18 protein-coding genes and 1 pseudogene are annotated in these 15,819 nt (G+C 67.6%); 15 read left to right on the forward strand and 4 right to left on the reverse strand.

Annotation, left to right across the window (positions count from 1 at the left end):
- Nucleotides 1–57: 57 nt before the first annotated feature.
- On the reverse strand, nt 58–1,056 hold the full coding sequence (locus tag ACV22W_RS12745; RefSeq protein WP_448019590.1) for a quinone oxidoreductase family protein: 999 nt from the start codon (nt 1,054–1,056) through the stop codon (nt 58–60).
- Nucleotides 1,057–1,181: 125 nt separating this feature from the next.
- Between ACV22W_RS12745 and ACV22W_RS12750 the strand changes: the two genes are divergently transcribed.
- The 6 genes and pseudogenes from ACV22W_RS12750 (at nt 1,182) to ACV22W_RS12775 (ending at nt 5,755) form a co-directional block, all read left to right on the forward strand.
- Nucleotides 1,182–2,096, forward strand: coding sequence for a LysR family transcriptional regulator (locus ACV22W_RS12750; RefSeq protein ID WP_448019721.1), 915 nt, complete (start codon nt 1,182–1,184; stop codon nt 2,094–2,096).
- 95 nt (nt 2,097–2,191) lie between these two features.
- Nucleotides 2,192–2,752, forward strand: a complete 561-nt coding sequence (locus ACV22W_RS12755) for an N-acetyltransferase family protein (protein WP_448019591.1) — start codon at nt 2,192–2,194, stop codon at nt 2,750–2,752.
- 9 nt (nt 2,753–2,761) lie between these two features.
- Complete coding sequence (locus ACV22W_RS12760; RefSeq protein WP_448019592.1) at nt 2,762–3,601, forward strand: MerR family transcriptional regulator; 840 nt, start codon at nt 2,762–2,764, stop codon at nt 3,599–3,601.
- Between the two features lie 123 nt (nt 3,602–3,724).
- A pseudogene (locus ACV22W_RS12765) lies at nt 3,725–4,702 on the forward strand (sulfonate ABC transporter substrate-binding protein); the annotation flags it as partial.
- 353 nt (nt 4,703–5,055) lie between these two features.
- The gene (locus tag ACV22W_RS12770) at nt 5,056–5,259 is read left to right on the forward strand and encodes a cold-shock protein (protein WP_069749969.1); all 204 of its coding nucleotides are present in this window, start codon (nt 5,056–5,058) and stop codon (nt 5,257–5,259) included.
- 271 nt (nt 5,260–5,530) lie between these two features.
- Entirely contained in the window at nt 5,531–5,755 is a 225-nt protein-coding gene (locus ACV22W_RS12775; RefSeq protein WP_448019723.1) for a hypothetical protein, read from the forward strand.
- 252 nt (nt 5,756–6,007) lie between these two features.
- On the opposite strand, the gene speB is transcribed toward ACV22W_RS12775, so the two are convergent.
- On the reverse strand, nt 6,008–6,970 hold the full coding sequence (speB, locus tag ACV22W_RS12780) for an agmatinase (protein WP_448019593.1): 963 nt from the start codon (nt 6,968–6,970) through the stop codon (nt 6,008–6,010).
- Between the two features lie 311 nt (nt 6,971–7,281).
- On the reverse strand, nt 7,282–7,404 hold the full coding sequence (locus ACV22W_RS12785) for a hypothetical protein (RefSeq protein WP_448019594.1): 123 nt from the start codon (nt 7,402–7,404) through the stop codon (nt 7,282–7,284).
- Here ACV22W_RS12785 and ACV22W_RS12790 point away from each other — a divergent pair.
- From ACV22W_RS12790 to ACV22W_RS12810, 5 genes are all read left to right on the forward strand, one after another.
- Entirely contained in the window at nt 7,394–8,068 is a 675-nt protein-coding gene (locus ACV22W_RS12790) for a lysoplasmalogenase (protein ID WP_448019596.1), read from the forward strand. The two genes, ACV22W_RS12785 and ACV22W_RS12790, sit on opposite strands and share 11 nt — an antisense overlap.
- Before the next feature lie 243 nt (nt 8,069–8,311).
- Nucleotides 8,312–9,871: a flavin-containing monooxygenase gene (locus ACV22W_RS12795; protein WP_448019597.1), complete on the forward strand. Its 1,560-nt coding sequence runs from the start codon at nt 8,312–8,314 to the stop codon at nt 9,869–9,871.
- 21 nt (nt 9,872–9,892) lie between these two features.
- Entirely contained in the window at nt 9,893–10,831 is a 939-nt protein-coding gene (locus ACV22W_RS12800) for an SDR family NAD(P)-dependent oxidoreductase (protein ID WP_448019598.1), read from the forward strand.
- Nucleotides 10,828–11,733 (forward strand): metal-dependent hydrolase, encoded by a 906-nt coding sequence (locus ACV22W_RS12805; RefSeq protein ID WP_448019600.1) that lies wholly within the window; start codon nt 10,828–10,830, stop codon nt 11,731–11,733. The genes ACV22W_RS12800 and ACV22W_RS12805 overlap by 4 nt, the downstream gene beginning before the upstream one ends.
- A 4-nt stretch (nt 11,734–11,737) precedes the next feature.
- Entirely contained in the window at nt 11,738–12,649 is a 912-nt protein-coding gene (locus ACV22W_RS12810; protein WP_448019602.1) for an alpha/beta fold hydrolase, read from the forward strand.
- On the opposite strand, the gene ACV22W_RS12815 is transcribed toward ACV22W_RS12810, so the two are convergent.
- Nucleotides 12,604–13,164 carry a putative glycolipid-binding domain-containing protein gene (locus ACV22W_RS12815; RefSeq protein ID WP_448019603.1) on the reverse strand — a complete coding sequence of 187 codons (561 nt, stop codon included), beginning with the start codon at nt 13,162–13,164 and terminating at the stop codon, nt 12,604–12,606. The two genes, ACV22W_RS12810 and ACV22W_RS12815, sit on opposite strands and share 46 nt — an antisense overlap.
- A gap of 281 nt (nt 13,165–13,445) precedes the next feature.
- Between ACV22W_RS12815 and ACV22W_RS12820 the strand changes: the two genes are divergently transcribed.
- From ACV22W_RS12820 to ACV22W_RS12835, 4 genes are all read left to right on the forward strand, one after another.
- Complete coding sequence (locus tag ACV22W_RS12820) at nt 13,446–14,339, forward strand: urea transporter (RefSeq protein WP_448019604.1); 894 nt, start codon at nt 13,446–13,448, stop codon at nt 14,337–14,339.
- Nucleotides 14,314–15,090 (forward strand): class II aldolase/adducin family protein, encoded by a 777-nt coding sequence (locus ACV22W_RS12825; protein ID WP_448019606.1) that lies wholly within the window; start codon nt 14,314–14,316, stop codon nt 15,088–15,090. Before ACV22W_RS12820 ends, ACV22W_RS12825 begins: the two co-directional genes overlap by 26 nt.
- Nucleotides 15,091–15,149: 59 nt before the next feature.
- Nucleotides 15,150–15,338, forward strand: a complete 189-nt coding sequence (locus tag ACV22W_RS12830; RefSeq protein ID WP_014898956.1) for a 4-oxalocrotonate tautomerase — start codon at nt 15,150–15,152, stop codon at nt 15,336–15,338.
- 116 nt (nt 15,339–15,454) lie between these two features.
- Nucleotides 15,455–15,778, forward strand: coding sequence for a hypothetical protein (locus tag ACV22W_RS12835; protein WP_448019608.1), 324 nt, complete (start codon nt 15,455–15,457; stop codon nt 15,776–15,778).
- Nucleotides 15,779–15,819 lie beyond the last annotated feature (41 nt).

Consider the following 15,819-nt stretch of genomic DNA (forward strand, 5'->3'; position numbering starts at 1 on the left):
CACCGTGGCACCGCCGCCTGCTCGCGAGACGACCGTTCACGGACGCGCGGTCCGCCGTCACGGCACCAGCACCACCCCGCCCGTCGTCTGTCGCGATTCCAGCAAGCGGTGCGCGTCGGCCGCCTGCTCGAGCGGCAGCCGCGCGCCGATCTCCACGTGCATCCCGTCCGCGAGCCGTTCGAGCGTCGCGTGCGCCGCCTCGCGATACCCCGCCACGTCACGCGCGATGAAACCCAGCACGCTCGGCCGCGCCAGCGCAATCGAGCGGGCCGGGCCGAGTTCGTCGAGGTCGATCGTCTGCCGGGCGCCGATCGCGGCAACCTGCCCGATGCTCGCGACCATCCCGAACGGCCGAACCGCGCCGAGCGTACGCGTCAGCACGTCGCCGCCGATCCCGTCGATCGCATAGTCGACGCCCGCGCCGCCGCCGAACGCACGGGCCGCCGCGACGAAATCCTCCTCTCGATAGTCGACCACCACTTCCGCCCCTTGCGCGCGCACCAGTGCCGCCTTCGCGGCCGAGCCGACCGTGCCGATCACCCGCGCGCCGAGCGCGCGCGCGCACTGCGTCGCCAGCAACCCGACGCCGCCTGCCGCCGCGTGCACGAGGACGGTGTCGCCAGCCCCCACGTGGCGCACACGGTGCAGCAGCATGTAGACGGTAATGCCTTTCAGCAGCCCGGCCGCGACCGCGTCGTCGCTCACGCCGTCGGGCACCGGCACCACGCGCTCGGCAGGCAGCGTGCGCAGGCTCGCATAGCTGCCGGTCGGCAGCCCCGCATACGCGACGCGCTGGCCCGGGGCCAGCCCCGTCACGCCGGGCCCGACCGCATCGACCACGCCGACCGCCTCGACGCCGAGCGCGTCCGGCAGTGCCGGCAACGGATGCGCGCCGGTCCTGAAATAGATGTCGACGAAATTCACGCCGACCGCGGTCTGGCGAATCCGCACTTCGCCTGAGCCGGGCGGCGCGACGGGCGCATCGAAGCGCCGCAGCACGCCGGCGTCGCCGTAGCGGTCGAGCCCGATCCGGGTGGCGGTGGCAGTTTGAATCATGACGTTCCTCGCAATCGAATGATGTGACACGATCATCCCATCGTGCATAATCGATCGGAATTCCCGTTTCTCGCCCATCTATCGTGCACAAATCGACCGATCCGACGCCGGCGCCCGCGCCGCCGATGAGCTGGGACGACCTCCGCCATTTCCTGGCGGTGATGCGCGGCGGCAGCCTGTCGGCCGCTGCGCGGGCGCTGCAGGTGCAGCACTCGACGGTCGCCCGGCGCATCGATGCGCTGGAGTCCGCGCTCGGCATCCGGCTGTTCGACCGGCTGCCGCGCGGCTGGCCGCCGACCGACGAAGGCCTGCACCTCGCCGAGCATGCCGCGCGCGTCGAAGCCGACGTGCATGCGTTCGCACGCGCCGCGCAGGGGGCGGCGTCGCTCGACGGTGTCGTGCGCGTGTCGGCGTCGCCGGTATTCGCGAGCCACTTTCTCGCGCCGCGGCTCGCCCGCGCGCAGCGCGCATGGCCCGCGCTGCGGATCGACCTGATGGGTGAGATGCACGCGGCCAATCTGTACGCGCGCGAAGCCGACCTCGCGGTGCGCCTGTCGCGGCCGAGCGAGCCGGGGCTGGCCGCGCGCCGGCTCGGCACGATGCGCTTCGCGCTCTGCGCGTCGCCCGACTGGGCCGCCGCGCCGCCCGACACCTGGGCATTCCTCGGCTACGACGATGCACTCGCGCAAATGCCGCAGCAGCAATGGCTCGAGCGCTTCGCGGCCGGGCGCCGCTTCGCGTTCATCGCCAACGACCTCGCCGCGCTGCATCGTGCGTGCGTGGCCGGCGCGGGCGTCGCGTTGCTGCCGCGCTTTCTCGTCGACACGTCGGCGACGGAGGCGGACGCGGGCACGCCGGCTTTGGCCGATCCGTCGCTGTCGACCGCCGCCGCGCTCGTCGAGTTGACGTCCGCGCCCCGTTGCGATGTCGAGCGCGAGATCTGGCTCGTCGTCCACCCGGACGTACGGCGCTCGCCGCGCGTGCAACGCGTCGCGGACGCAATCGCCGACGCGGTTCGCGACGCGGACGGCCATCTGTAGGCTCGGCTTCTCGCGACCGCGCGACGCGACCCATGCCTTTACGGCGCCGCCTCGCGGCGGGCATAGTAACGGTTTCGTTCGCCCGCTCCGCCACCATGCCCGCCGCCCCCGCCTGCGTCGTCCGCGACGCGACCGATGCCGATCTCGCCGCCATTCACGCGATCTACGCACACCATGTGCGCCACAGCGTCGCGTCGTTCGAGGAGACGCCGCCCGACGTCGACGAACTGCGCGCGCGCCGCGACGCGGTGTTGCGTCACGGGCTGCCCTATCTCGTCGCGGAATGCGACGGGCGCATCGCCGGCTACGCGTATGCGACGCCGTATCGCACACGCAGCGCGTATCGCCACACGATCGAGGATTCGATCTACATCGACGACGCGCAGCGCGGCCGCGGCATCGGCCGCGCGCTGCTCGCGGCGCTGATCGCGCGGTGCGAGGCCGGACCGTGGCGGCAGATGATCGCGGTGATCGCCGACGGCGGCACCGGCGGCTCGACGTCGCTGCATCGCGCGTTCGGTTTCGAGCCGGCGGGCGTGCTGAAGGCGGTCGGTTTCAAGCACGGCCGCTGGATCGATACCGCGCTGATGCAGCGTGCGCTCGGCGACGGCGCACGCGCCCTTCCTGCCCCTCCCGAGCCCGTCGCGTCGCGCTAGAATGGCCGCATGCCAAAACAGACTCCAACCATGCCAGACGAGGCCGCACCGGATTCCCGCAACGAGTACACGGTCGACGAACTCGCGCGCGTGTCCGACACGACCGTGCGCAACGTCCGTGCATACCAGGATCGCGGACTGCTCGCGCCGCCCGAGAAGCGCGGGCGCGTCGGCATCTACGACGACACGCACGTCGCCCGCCTGAAGCTGATCAACCACCTGCTCGCGCGCGGCTACACGCTGTCGAACATCCAGGACCTGATCATGGCGATCGACGAGGGGCACGACCTGCGCTCGATCCTCGGCCTGGAAAACGCGATCGGCGGCCGCTGGTCGCACGAACTGCCGAAGACCTATTCGCTCGCGCAACTCGCGCAGATGTTCGGCCCGCAGACGGCGTCGCAACTGTCGCGCGTGACCGAACTCGGGCTGCTCGAACGGCGCGGCCTGTCGTTCGTCGCGAAAAGCCCCGCGCTGCTCGAAGCAGCCGCCGCGATGACGAAGGAAGGCATCCCGCCGCGCGAGCTGCTCGACGTGATCAGCCTCGCGCGGCCGCATTTCGACGCGATCGCGCGGCTGCTCGTCGATCTCGTCGTGAAGCGGCTCGATCGCTACGACGCCGGCACGCTGCCGCCGGTCACCGACGTGCCCGCGCTCGTCGACGCGATCTGGCGCCTGCGCCCGCTCGCGGCCGTGTTCGTCGAAGGCGAGACGAACCGCGCGCTCGAGACCGCGGCAAGCGCCTATCTCGGCGGCCGCGTCGCGACGATCCTCGACAAGAAGCTCAGCGACGAAGCCGCGCGCCAGGCCGGCACGCCGGATCCGCAAGGCGGCGGCGACAAAGCATAGGACCGCCGGCGTCATATTCATATCGGCAATGCTTCGTTTGCGGGCCCGACCGCCCATGCGACGATTCTTCCAACCGAGCGGCACGCGCCGCTCCCCGAAGACGTTTCGCATGGAGTCCGTTCGATGATTCGTTTCACCCGCTGGATCACCCGCGCCGCTGCGACGGCGCTCGTCGCCGTCGCAGCCACATCGGCGTTCGCGCAGGGCGGCGCCGACAAGGTCGTGCGCATCGGTTACCAGAAGGCCGGCCTGCTGTCGGTCATCAAGGCGCAGGGGTCGCTCGAAGCGCGCCTCAAGCCGCTCGGCTACAACGTCCAGTGGTTCGAATTTCCCGCCGGCCCGCAACTGCTCGAAGCGCTGAATGCGAACAGCATCGACTTCGGCTATACGGGCGCGCCGCCGCCGGTGTTCGCGCAGGCGGCCGGCGTGCGCTTCGTGTACGTCGGCGCGGAACCGCCGGCGCCGCACAACGAAGCCGTGTTCGTGAAAGCCGATTCGCCGGTGCGCTCGCTCGCCGACCTGCGCGGAAAGAAGGTCGCGCTGCAGAAAGGCTCGAGCGCGAACTACCTGCTGCTCGAAGCGCTGAAGAAGGCCGGCGTGCGCTACGACGAAATCAGCCCCGTGTACCTGCCGCCCGCCGACGCGCGCGCCGCGTTCGAGAGCGGCAGCGTCGACGCGTGGGCCGTGTGGGACCCGTACTACGCGGCCGCCCAGAATTCGCTGAAGATCCGCACGCTGTCCGACTACACGGGCCTCACGCCCGCGAACAACTTCTACGAGGCAACGCGTGATTTTGCCGAGCAACATGCCGACGTGGTCGGCGCGATCCTGAAGCAGACGCGTGAGACGGGGCTGTGGGTCAACGGGCACCCGGCTGAAACCGCCGCGCTGATCGCGCCGAAGGTCGGGCTGCCGCTGCCACTCGTGGAAACGTGGATCAAGCGCGTGCCGTTCGGTGCGGTGCCGGTCGACGAGAAGATCGTCGCGGTGCAGCAGGGTGTGGCCGATGCGTTCCACGCCGCGAAGCTGATTCCGCAGAAGCTGAGCGTCGCGGATAACGCGTGGACGGACAAGCGCGTGGCAACGGCGCTGGCGGCGAAGTCACGCGACGCGCTGCACATTTGGAACAGGCCGACGGGGGCCATCTACTCCAGGAAACGCACATCGGAAGGGATGCATTAGGCTACAACCAGGGTCGGAGTGTTTCTCTCCGCGTCGGCTATGCGTCGGGCCAGCCTTCCTGGCCTCAAACGGACTGCCAAGTAACACAGTTACAAGATAACCATTGACTCCAAAATCGCCGGAGGTTAGTGTGTACGTCGAAGTCCAAGAAGTCCGATTGCTGTTCATCAATTTCTCGCTCCCCCAGCGGTATTCGTTGTCCTCTCCCTCCTTGACGCTTCAAGCGCTCTTCAACAGAGCTAATCTTCGTATTGTTTTCTCAAGGAATTATCATGGATACCGGTATCGTCAAGTGGTTCAACGACAGCAAAGGCTTTGGCTTCATTACACCGGACAAGGGCGGCGACGACCTTTTCGCTCACTTCTCCGAAATCCGGACCGACGGCTTCAAGACGCTCGCTGAAAATCAGAAAGTGAGCTTCGAAACGAAGCAAGGCCCGAAGGGTCTGCAAGCGGCCAACATCACGCCGCTGTAAGTTTGAAGGGCCCGGCCTCCCGCGACGGATGCCGGGTCGCAGCGACACCCTCACGGAGCGTTGTCTCCTAAAGTTGGCGCGACCGCTCTTGGCTGAATCTGTTTGTTCAGCATGCCTGCCACGCGCCACATGCCTCGTTGCACTTCACTCTCCCCTCCGGCAGCAACGCCATTTTTGCGCTTTCCGATCGCTTTAGATTCAGCTCGCAATGGCTTTGAATCTGTGCACATTTCGCACGGCACGCGCGCACTCGAACATCATTAAAATTAAAATGCAACACAAACGAATTCAACAGTACAACGGCTATGCCGTCCAGCCCTCGGCGCATCGCTTGCCCGACGGTAGCTTTTCATCCAACCTGCTGCTCGAACGCACGGATAGTTCGTACGGCGAAGGCCGCTACCAGTTCTATTCACTCGATTACTTCCCGAGCGAAAAACAGGCGCTGCAACACTCGGCACGCTGGGCACGCAACTGGGTCGACACGCGGGGTTAATGGCAACACCATGCAAATCGGAGGGCAGCGCAGTCGGACTCGAGCACGATCCCTTCAGCGCAATCCCATCCTCCGCGATCACTGTGGTCAGGTAGGCCGCGCCGGGTCGGGAAGCGCCATCCACGGGAAATGCGCGACAAGCATTCCACCCACCGCCATCGATCCGCCGCCGTTACGCGCAACACATGAAAGAAGGCCGGCGGCTCGCCGGCCTTCTGCATTACGTCGCCGTGCCCACCGGCCTGCCCCGCCTCAACGCCCCGCCACCTTCTTCTGCCGCCACAGGCACAGCAAATCGCACGCCACATGCGCAGCGGTGATTGCGGTGATGTCCGCGTGATCGTAAGCAGGCGCAACCTCGACGACATCCGCGCCGATCAGATTCACCGCACCGAGCGCGCGTACGATCGCGAGCGCCTGCGCGGACGACAACCCGCCTGCGACCGGCGTCCCGGTGCCGGGCGCGAACGCCGGATCGAGACAGTCGATATCGAATGTCAGATACGCGGGCCGCGCGCCGACGATGTCGACGATCCGCTCCACCGCGGCGCGCGGACCATGCTCATGCACCCATGCGGCATCGAGCCGCTCGATCCCGAGGAAATCGTCGTTCCACGTGCGGATGCCGACCTGCACCGACGTCGCCGGATCGATCAGCCCTTCCTTCACCGCCTTGTAGAACATCGTGCCGTGATTGAGGCTGTCCGGCTCGTCGTCGGCCCACGTATCGCAGTGCGCATCGAAGTGGATCAACGACAACGGCTTGCCGTAGCGCTCCGCGTGCGCGACCAGTAGCGGATACGTGATGTAGTGATCGCCGCCGAGCGTCAACATCTTCGCGCCCGAGCGCAGGATCGTGCGCGCATGCTCGACGATCGCCGGCTTGATCGACAGCGGATTGTGCGCATCGAACCAGCAATCGCCGTAATCGACGGCCGCAAGATCGTCGAACGGATTGAAGCCCCACGGATATGGATTGAGTTCCGCGAGCTGCACGCTCGCCGCGCGGATCGCGGCCGGCCCGAGCCGCGCCCCCGAGCGATAGGTCGTCGCGAGGTCGAGCGGCACGCCGGAAATCGCGACGTCGACGCCGTCGAGCACGCGCGAATAGTTGCGGCGCATGAACGACAGTACGCCCGCATAGGTGTTTTCGATCGAGGAGCCGTATGGCGTCGTGCGACGGATCGCGCCGTCGCCGTGGAGCAGTTCGGTCATGTCGAACCTGTTGGTCATGAGGACCGGGCCCAGCCACTGCATCGGGTGCGCTGGTGGGACCCGGCACGGATTCATTGAAAACGCGGCGGCACGCCCTCGCCGGGCGCGGCCGTCGCGCCGGCCTGCGAACCCTGAAGCGCGGCCGGGCAGAACAACGTCGATACGCGGCGATGATAGCAAGCCGAAATCCCGGCGTTGTCATCGTTCGACCGGAGCGAACGCATCGGAACGACCGGCACGGCGGCAGGTGCACCGGCGCCGCATGGCCCGGGCCGGCATCGCTGCACCGACGCACCGCCACCGTGCCGCGCCTAGAAGGATTCGCCGGTTTTTACCTGCCCGTTCTTCCGGATAATGGCCGGCAGCCGCGCCCACGACGGCGCGCCGTCCACCGCGGACAACAACAATCCGGAGACACCCGCCTTGATCGCCACGCTTCCCGCCACCTATCGCCGGCTCTGGCCGCTCGCGGTCGCCGCCGCGCTGCTGTACGGCCTGTCGCTCGCCGCCGCGCCCTATCCCGGCCAGGCCGTCGCGAAAGCCGCGATGGGCATCCTGCTGCTGGCAGCGGGCAGCACCTGCGCGGCACCGCGCGAACGTGCGTGGCTGTGCGCGGCGCTCGCCACGGCCGTGTTCGGCGATGTGCTGCTCGCACTGCCCGACTGGCCGCTGTCGTTCGTCCTCGGCCTCGGCGCGTTCCTGCTCACGCATCTGTGTTATTGCGCGATCTTCGTGCACTGGCGCGCGCGGCCGCACGGCTGGCGCATCCTCGCGCTGATCGGGCTGTGGATCGCCGCGCCGGCGTTCTACGCGGCATTTCTTCCGCACCTGGGCGAGCTGCTCGCGCCGGTCGCCGTCTATATGCTCGTGCTGTGCGCGATGGCGAGCTTCGCGCTCGCGGCCCGCACGCACGGCCCGCTGGTCGCCGTCGGCAGCCTGGTCTTCGTGGGCTCCGACACGCTGATCGGCGTCGGGCGCTTCCTCGGCGGCTTTCCCGGCATCGACTACCTGATCTGGGGCCTCTATGCGCTCGCGCAGGTCACGATCGTCGCCGGGGTTTTCCATGAGACGGCCGCCCGTTCGATCCGTCCCCGATAGCGTTTCAAACAGGTCGCCGTGCGTCGACGGCCTCGTCTCCCGCCTCTCCCGCCCTGCCGACGGCCGTTTCCGTACATTCCGCAATGCGGAAATCGCTCCGTTCCAAACCCCGCTGAGCCTTTTCCCACGCGGTTTCCGGCCCTTAGAGCGCCGCTTCTAGTCTCTTGCGGTCTCCGGGTTCATCCACTATCGTTACATCAAACAATGTAACATTCTAAAATGAGCCAAATCGGAGACACCCGGATGAATGCTCGCACGTTGCCTTTCGGCCCGGACGAAACCACCGACATCGCCATCATCGGCACCGGCTTCGCCGGTCTCGGGATGGCCATTCGCCTGCGGCAGACAGGCGTAACCGACTTCGTCGTGCTCGAGAAGGCCGCGTCGGTCGGCGGCACGTGGCGCGACAACCATTACCCCGGGTGTGCCTGCGACGTGCAATCGCACGTCTATTCGTTCTCGTTCGCGCCGAACCCGCGCTGGACGCGCATGTTCGCGCCGCAGCCCGAGATCCGCGCCTACCTGGAAGACTGCGTGCAGCGCTTCGGCGTCGGCCCGCACCTGCGCCTGAACCACGAGCTGCAGCGCGCCGAATACGACGAGGCCGCGCAACGCTGGCGCCTCACGTTCGCGAACGGCAAGCGGCTGTCGGCACGCGTGCTGGTGTCGGGGATGGGCGGGCTGTCGCGCGCCGCGCTGCCGGCGATTCCCGGTGTCGAGAACTTCAAGGGGCGCGCGTTCCATTCGCAGCAGTGGGATCACGACTACGCGCTCGAAGGCAAGCGCGTCGCGGTGATCGGCACCGGTGCGAGCGCGATTCAGTTCGTGCCGCAGATCGCACCGCGCGTGAAGGAACTCGCGCTGTTCCAGCGCACGCCGCCGTGGATCATGCCGAAGCCCGACCGCAACCTGACCGGCTTCGAGAAATGGCTGTTCCGCACGCTGCCGTTCACGCAGAAGGCGGTGCGCAGCAGCATCTACTGGATGCTCGAATCGCGCGTGCTCGGCTTCGCGATCCATCCGTCGCTGATGAAGAACGTGCAGAAGCTCGCGCTGCGCCATATCCGCAAGCAGATTCCCGATCCGGAACTGCGCAAGACCGTCACGCCGAACTACACGCTCGGCTGCAAGCGCGTGCTGATCTCGAACGACTACTACCCGGCGCTGTCGCGCAAGAACGTCGACGTGATCACGACCGGCATCGACCATATCGAAGCCGACGCGGTCGTGACGACCGACGGCAAGCGTCACGAAGTCGACTGCCTGATCTACGGCACGGGCTTCCAGGTTGCCGATCCGTTTCCGCGCGGCGCGATCGTCGGCCGCGGCGGCCTCGACATCGTCGACGCCTGGCGCGACGGCGCGCACGCGTATCTCGGCACGACGCTGCCGGGCTATCCGAACTTCTTCATGATCGTCGGCCCGAATACCGGCCTCGGCCACAACTCGATGGTGTTCATGATCGAGTCGCAGATCGAATACATCCTCGGCGCGCTGAACGCGATGCGCCGCGAACGCGCGGATGCGATCGAGGTGCGCCCGCTCGTCGAGGCGCAGTTCAACAGCGACCTGCAGGGCAAGCTGAAGAAGGCGATCTGGTCGACGGGCGGCTGCAAGAGCTGGTACCTCGATCCGCGCACCGGCAAGAACACGACGCTGTGGCCGGGCTTCACCTGGCGCTTCCGCCAGGCGACCGCGCACTTCTCGATCGCCGATTACCACGCGTATCGCGCGCCGCACCACGACGCGAGCGCGCGGCCCGCCGTCGCGCCCGCCGCTTCCGCTTCCGCCGAAGCGGCCTGAGTCAGACAAGGAGCCACCGACATGAGAGATTTCGCCAACAAGGTCGCCGCGATCACGGGCGCGGGCTCGGGCATGGGCCGCTCGCTCGCCGTGCAGCTCGCGCAGGCCGGCTGCCACGTGTCGCTCGCCGACAAGAACGGCGTCGGCCTCGCCGAAACCGAACGGATCGTCCGCGCGATCGCGCCTAACGTGCGCGTGTCGACGCGCGTGCTCGACGTCGGCGACCGCGACGCGATGTTCGCGTGGGCCGACGACACCGCGCAGGAACACGGCAAGGTCAACCTCATCTTCAACAACGCGGGCGTCGCGCTGTCGAGCACGATCGAAGGAATGGAATACGGCGATCTCGAGTGGATCGTGAACATCAACTTCTGGGGCGTCGTGCATGGCACGAAGGCGTTCCTGCCGCACCTGAAGGCATCGGGAGACGGTCACGTGATCAACACGTCGAGCATCTTCGGAATCTTCGCGCAGCCGGGGATGAGCGGCTACAACGCGACCAAGTTCGCGGTGCGCGGCTTCACCGAATCGCTGCGGCAGGAACTCGACATGATGAAGTGCGGCGTGTCGGCCACCTGCGTGCATCCGGGCGGCATCCGCACCAACATCGCGCAATCGAGCCGCGTCGCGAAGAACATGGTCGGCTTCATCGTCGAGAGCGAGCAGCAAGGCAAGGACAGCTTCGAGAAGTTCTTCATCACGACCGCCGACGACGCCGCGCGCACGATCCTCGCCGGCGTGCGCAAGAACAAGCGCCGCGTGCTGATCGGCCGCGACGCGAAGGCCGCGGACTGGATGGCGCGCACCCTGCCGGCCGCGTACCAGGCGCTCGTCGTGCTCGCGACGCGCCGCGAGGCCGCGAAGGCCCGCCGCGCGGCTGCCCGCTACGGCGCACCGGCGGCCGCACCGCTTCACGCCACCTACAACAATGCAGGCAATCAGGGAGGAGAACAATCATGACGACCCCGAACATGATGCCGGTGCGGCGCGACATCCGTTTCGCGCTGCCGCCCGAACGCGCGAAGGACTGGCACGTCCAGGGCGTGCCCGTCACGCACTTCATGAACGCGCTGTCGCTGCTGTTCCCGGCCGGCGAGCGCTTCTTCATGGATTCGGTGCGCAATTACCGCGACCGCATCGAGGATCCGGAGCTGAAGAAGCAGGTGCTCGGCTTCATCGGGCAGGAAGCGATGCACACGCGCGAGCACATCGAGTACAACGACCTGCTGCAGTCGTCCGGCCTGCCCGCGCACAAGCTCGACAAGCGGCTGTGGACGATCCTCGGCTTCTTCAAGAAGACGCTGCCGCATTCGATGCAGCTCGCGATCACGATCGCGCTCGAGCACTACACGGCGATCCTCGCGAACCAGCTGCTGTCGGGCCACGAACACCGGATCGACGGATCGGTCGAAGGCTATCAGCAGATGTGGATGTGGCACGCGATGGAGGAAACCGAGCACAAGGCGGTGTCGTACGATGTATGGAACGCCGTGATGAAACCCGGCCTCGGCAGCTACCTGCTGCGCACGGGCACGATGCTCACGACGACGGTATTGTTCTGGACGATCGTGTTCGACTTCCACGTTCGCCTGATGCGCGCGCACCGTCGCGAACACGGCAGGTTCGGCGGCATGTGGCGCCTCGTGAAGTACCTGTACAGCCCGAGGCACGGCGTGTTCCCGAGCATCGCGCGCGAATGGCTCGACTACTTCCGCCCGGGCTTCCATCCATGGGATCACGACAACCATCAGTACCTGCAGGGGCTCGACACGCTGCTCGCGAACATCGACGCGACCAACGCGCGCCATGCCGCACAGGCCGCCCCGCGCCGCGTGCCGCTGCATCCGGTTCCGCAGGCATGACGTCATGGCGCGCGCACACGAGATGCTGACCGTCCGCTCCGGCGACGTGAAACTCGCCGTCTACGTCAGCGGACCGCGGCGCGCGCCGCCGCTGATCCTCGTGCACGGTTATCCCGATTCGGCGGCCGTATGGGCATCGGTCCGCGCGCGGCTCGCGAAGCGCTATCGCGTGATCGCGTACGACGTGCGGGGCGCCGGCGCTTCCGATGCGCCGCGCCGCCGCGCGGACTACACGCTCGCGCGGCTCGCGGAAGACCTGAAGGCGGTGGCCGACGCGACCTGCGGCGACCGGCCGTTCCATCTGGTCGGTCACGACTGGGGGTCGATCCAGTGCTGGGAGGCCGTGACCGATCCCGCGTTCCGCGGCCGGATCGCGTCGTACACGTCGATCTCCGGCCCATGCCTCGACCACGTGTTCCGCGCGAAGATGCGGCTCCGGCAAAGCCTGAAGTCGTGGTACATCGCGTTCTTCCACCTGCCGGTCGTGCCGTCGCTGGTGTGGCGCCTCGGCGGCGCCGCGCTGTGGCCGCGCTGGCTGCAGCTGACCGAGCGCGTGCGGCCGGAGCGCGACCCGGCGCAGTTGAAGAACGCGCTGAACGGGTTGCAGCTTTACCGCGCGAATTTCCTCGCGCGGGCGAGAAAGCCGCGCGAGCGGTATGCGCAGGCGCCGGTGCAGATCCTCGTGCCGGTGCGCGACCGCTACGTGACGCCCGAAATGTCGGTCGATCTCGATCGCTGGCTCGGCGACCACGTGCGCGAGGAAATCGACGGCGCGCACTGGATCGTCATGCGCAATCCGGAGTTGATCGCGGCGCGGATCGACCGGTTCGCGGCGGCACATGAAAGGCCGGCGGTAACGAACGCCACCATTCAACGCCCCGTCAGCGCCGGCAGGCGCTTGAACAGCGTTTCGTAATCGATCACGAGCCCATCGGCGTCGATGTCCATTTCCGCCGTGAAGTTCCGGAAAATGCCTTCGTAGCGGTAGCGCCGGCCAGGCTCGATGCACGTATACGCCTGCTTGACCGGCGTCACCTTCAGGTCCGGCGTCGAGACGTATGCGACGTCGATCGGCTGCCGCTCGCCGCGCGCAAGACCAAGGCGGCCGATCGGCAGCGAATTCGTGAACGGCGTCGCCGCGATGTCGATGTCGACGCAGCCGTCCAGTTCCGGCAGCGCCCGGCCTGACCCGTCGCGCCAGTGCCCGGCGCCGTCGCCGTGCAGTTCCAGCGTGCCGCCGCCCATCACCTTGAGCACCGCGTATGTCACGCGCCAGTGCGGATCGCACTCGACACGATACGCGAGCCCGTATGCGCGGCCGTACCGCTGGCCGACCACCGCGCTTTCGACGACGATGCCGCCGCCACTCCGGTCGAACGTCAGATGTTCGACCCCGTCGCCCTCGAGCGACGCCCAACGCACCTCGCGCATTCCTTCGCCTCCCGGTTGGTCCGATGCAGGGGATCGTCGCACGATTCCCCTGTCGAATACATGAACCCTGACGCGCACTCGGGCAAACGAACCGAACCGGCCATTGCCCAAATTCACTACTGAAATCGCAATTCGCCCTAAAAGGCCAATGTGGCAGTGCCCCAGACATCGCCATTCCCCATTTCAGGGCATCCGCCACAAATCCTGACTATCCAGAATTCCCTATTCCGGTGCACGGAATTGTGTCCTATGCTCGCGGCTCGTCCTGCTCCACCGCCGCCATGCCTACCGCCCACCCTGCCTCGCCGTCGATCGACCTGCGCACCCTGCTGCGCGGCATCGGGCAGATCGTCCTGCAGGCGAATGCAGTCACCGGCGCGCTGCTGCTCGCCGCGCTGGCGCTGACCGACTTGCGGCTTGCGTCCGCGGCGCTGGTCGGCTCGGCCGCCGCCAGCATGACCGCCGTGCTCACGGGCACCGAGCGCCGCGACGTCGAACAGGGGCTTCACGGCTTCAACGGCGCGCTCGCCGCGCTGATCGCCGTGCTGTTCGCCCCGTCGTCGCTTGCCGCCATCGCGCTGGTGCCGGCGGTCTCGATCGGCGCGGCACTCGTGCAGCGCGCGATGCGCGCGCCGCTCGCCCGCTGGCGCCAGTGCGCGTATTCGAGCCCGTGCCTTGTCATCACCGCGCTGTGGCTACCGTTTGTCGCGCCGCAGCATGCGACCGACGCGACGGCAGGTGCCCCCCTTACGCTGCCTTCCATCGCCGATGCGCTGCTTTCGGGCATCGCACAGACCACCTTCGCGCAAGGCCCGTGGGCCGGCATGCTGATCGTCGCCGGGATCGCCGTCGCGTCGCGCCGCGCGGCCGCCTTCGCGCTCGGCGGCGCGATCGTGTCGACCGTGCTGCTGGTCGCGTCCGGCGCGAACGGCGCATCGTTCGCCGATGGCCTGCTCGGCTTCAACGGTGCGCTCGCCGCGCTCGCGCTGATGTCGCGCGGCCCGCACGCGGCTTTCGCGGCCGCCGCACTCGCCGCTATGCTCCAGTGGCTCGCGACGCACGCGGGCCTCCCCGCGTTCACGGCCCCGTTCGCGCTCGCGTCGTGGATCACGGTGCTCGTCTCGCGCCGCTTCACCCTCGGAGAACCCGATGTCGTCATTCGCACACCGTCCTGACACCGTGAAGCCCGGCGGCCCGATCTCGGACGCCGAGCACCGGCTGCGCGTCGATCTCGCCGCCGCGTATCGCCTCGTCGCGCTGAACGGCTGGGACGACCTGATCTACACGCATCTGTCCGCGATGGTGCCCGGCGAGCCCGGGCATTTCCTGATCAACCCGTTCGGCCTCACGTTCGACGAGGTCCGCGCATCGAATCTCGTGAAGATCGACCTGTCCGGCAACCGGATCGGCGACGGTGAGCACGCGGTCAACGTGACCGGCTTCGCGCTCCACGCGGCCGTGCATACCGCGCGGCCGGACGCCGTCTGCGTGATGCACCTGCACGATACGGCAGGCATCGCCGTGTCGATCCAGCGCGACGGGCTGCTGCCCGCGTCGCAGCACGCAATGCGGTTTCACGGCGATCTCGGGTATCACGACTACGAGGCGCTCGCGTTCTCGCCGGCCGAAGGCGCGCGACTGAGCGCCAGCCTCGGCGCGAAATCCGCGATGCTGTTGCGCAACCACGGCACGCTGACGGTCGGCCGGACCGTTGCCGAGGCGTATGTGTTGATGGATACGCTGATCAAGGCCTGCGACATCCAGATACGCGCGCAGGCAGGCGGCGGGCCGCTCGTGCTGCCCGAGCCGGCCGTCGCTGACCGCACGGCCGAGCAGTTGCGCGACGGCGGCGCGATCGAGGGCGAACTGGAATGGCCGGCGCTGCTGCGCCGCCTCGACCGGATCGATCCGTCGTATCGCGACTGACGGCACCTTCGCCACTCTCCCGACGAATCGTTCACCCCCAACCATCGGAGCGTTCAGTCATGCCGACTTTCAATATCCAGTTGTTCGAAGGCCGCACGGTCGAGCAGAAGCGCGCGTTCGTCGAAGCGATCACGCGCGTCACGTGCGAGACGCTCGGTTGCGACCCGGGCTCGGTCGACATCATCCTCGCCGACGTGAAGAAGGAAAACTGGGCGACGGCCGGCAAGCTGTGGAGCGACGAGCGCTGATACCGGCAAGTTCGGCGCCGGTGGAAGCTGCCTGGCGACGTGCGTTCGAATTGTGGTGACCTTGTGGCGACATCCGGACGCACGCGCCGCGCGACGCGGCGTGCCAGGGCAACCGCGTGATCGACGCGCTGCGTATTGCCGCCTCACTGAACGACGTGTTTCTTTCGATCGGTGCGCAACTGGATCGATCGCTTCGGCAGGTCGACGAAACCCGCCCGCGACACGAATTCGTCGCCTGCCGCGAACTCGTGTCGCCGCTGCCGACCACGATGCTGCTCGACTTCATGAGTCCGCTCAACGCGCGTCGCCGCGAGGTGAGGCCGCCGGCTCCCGGCCACGGACGCCCGCTACCGGCGTCGCATGCGGCCGCCCCTCCCTGCTCCGCGTTGTGCGGCCGCACATCGCTTCGTCACGCAACCGGCACATCAATCGGCGCATAATGCCGAACACACGCAGCAGCCAATGGCCACCCGGGAGACCG

The sequence above is a fragment of the Burkholderia sp. AW49-1 genome, from assembly GCF_053427845.1.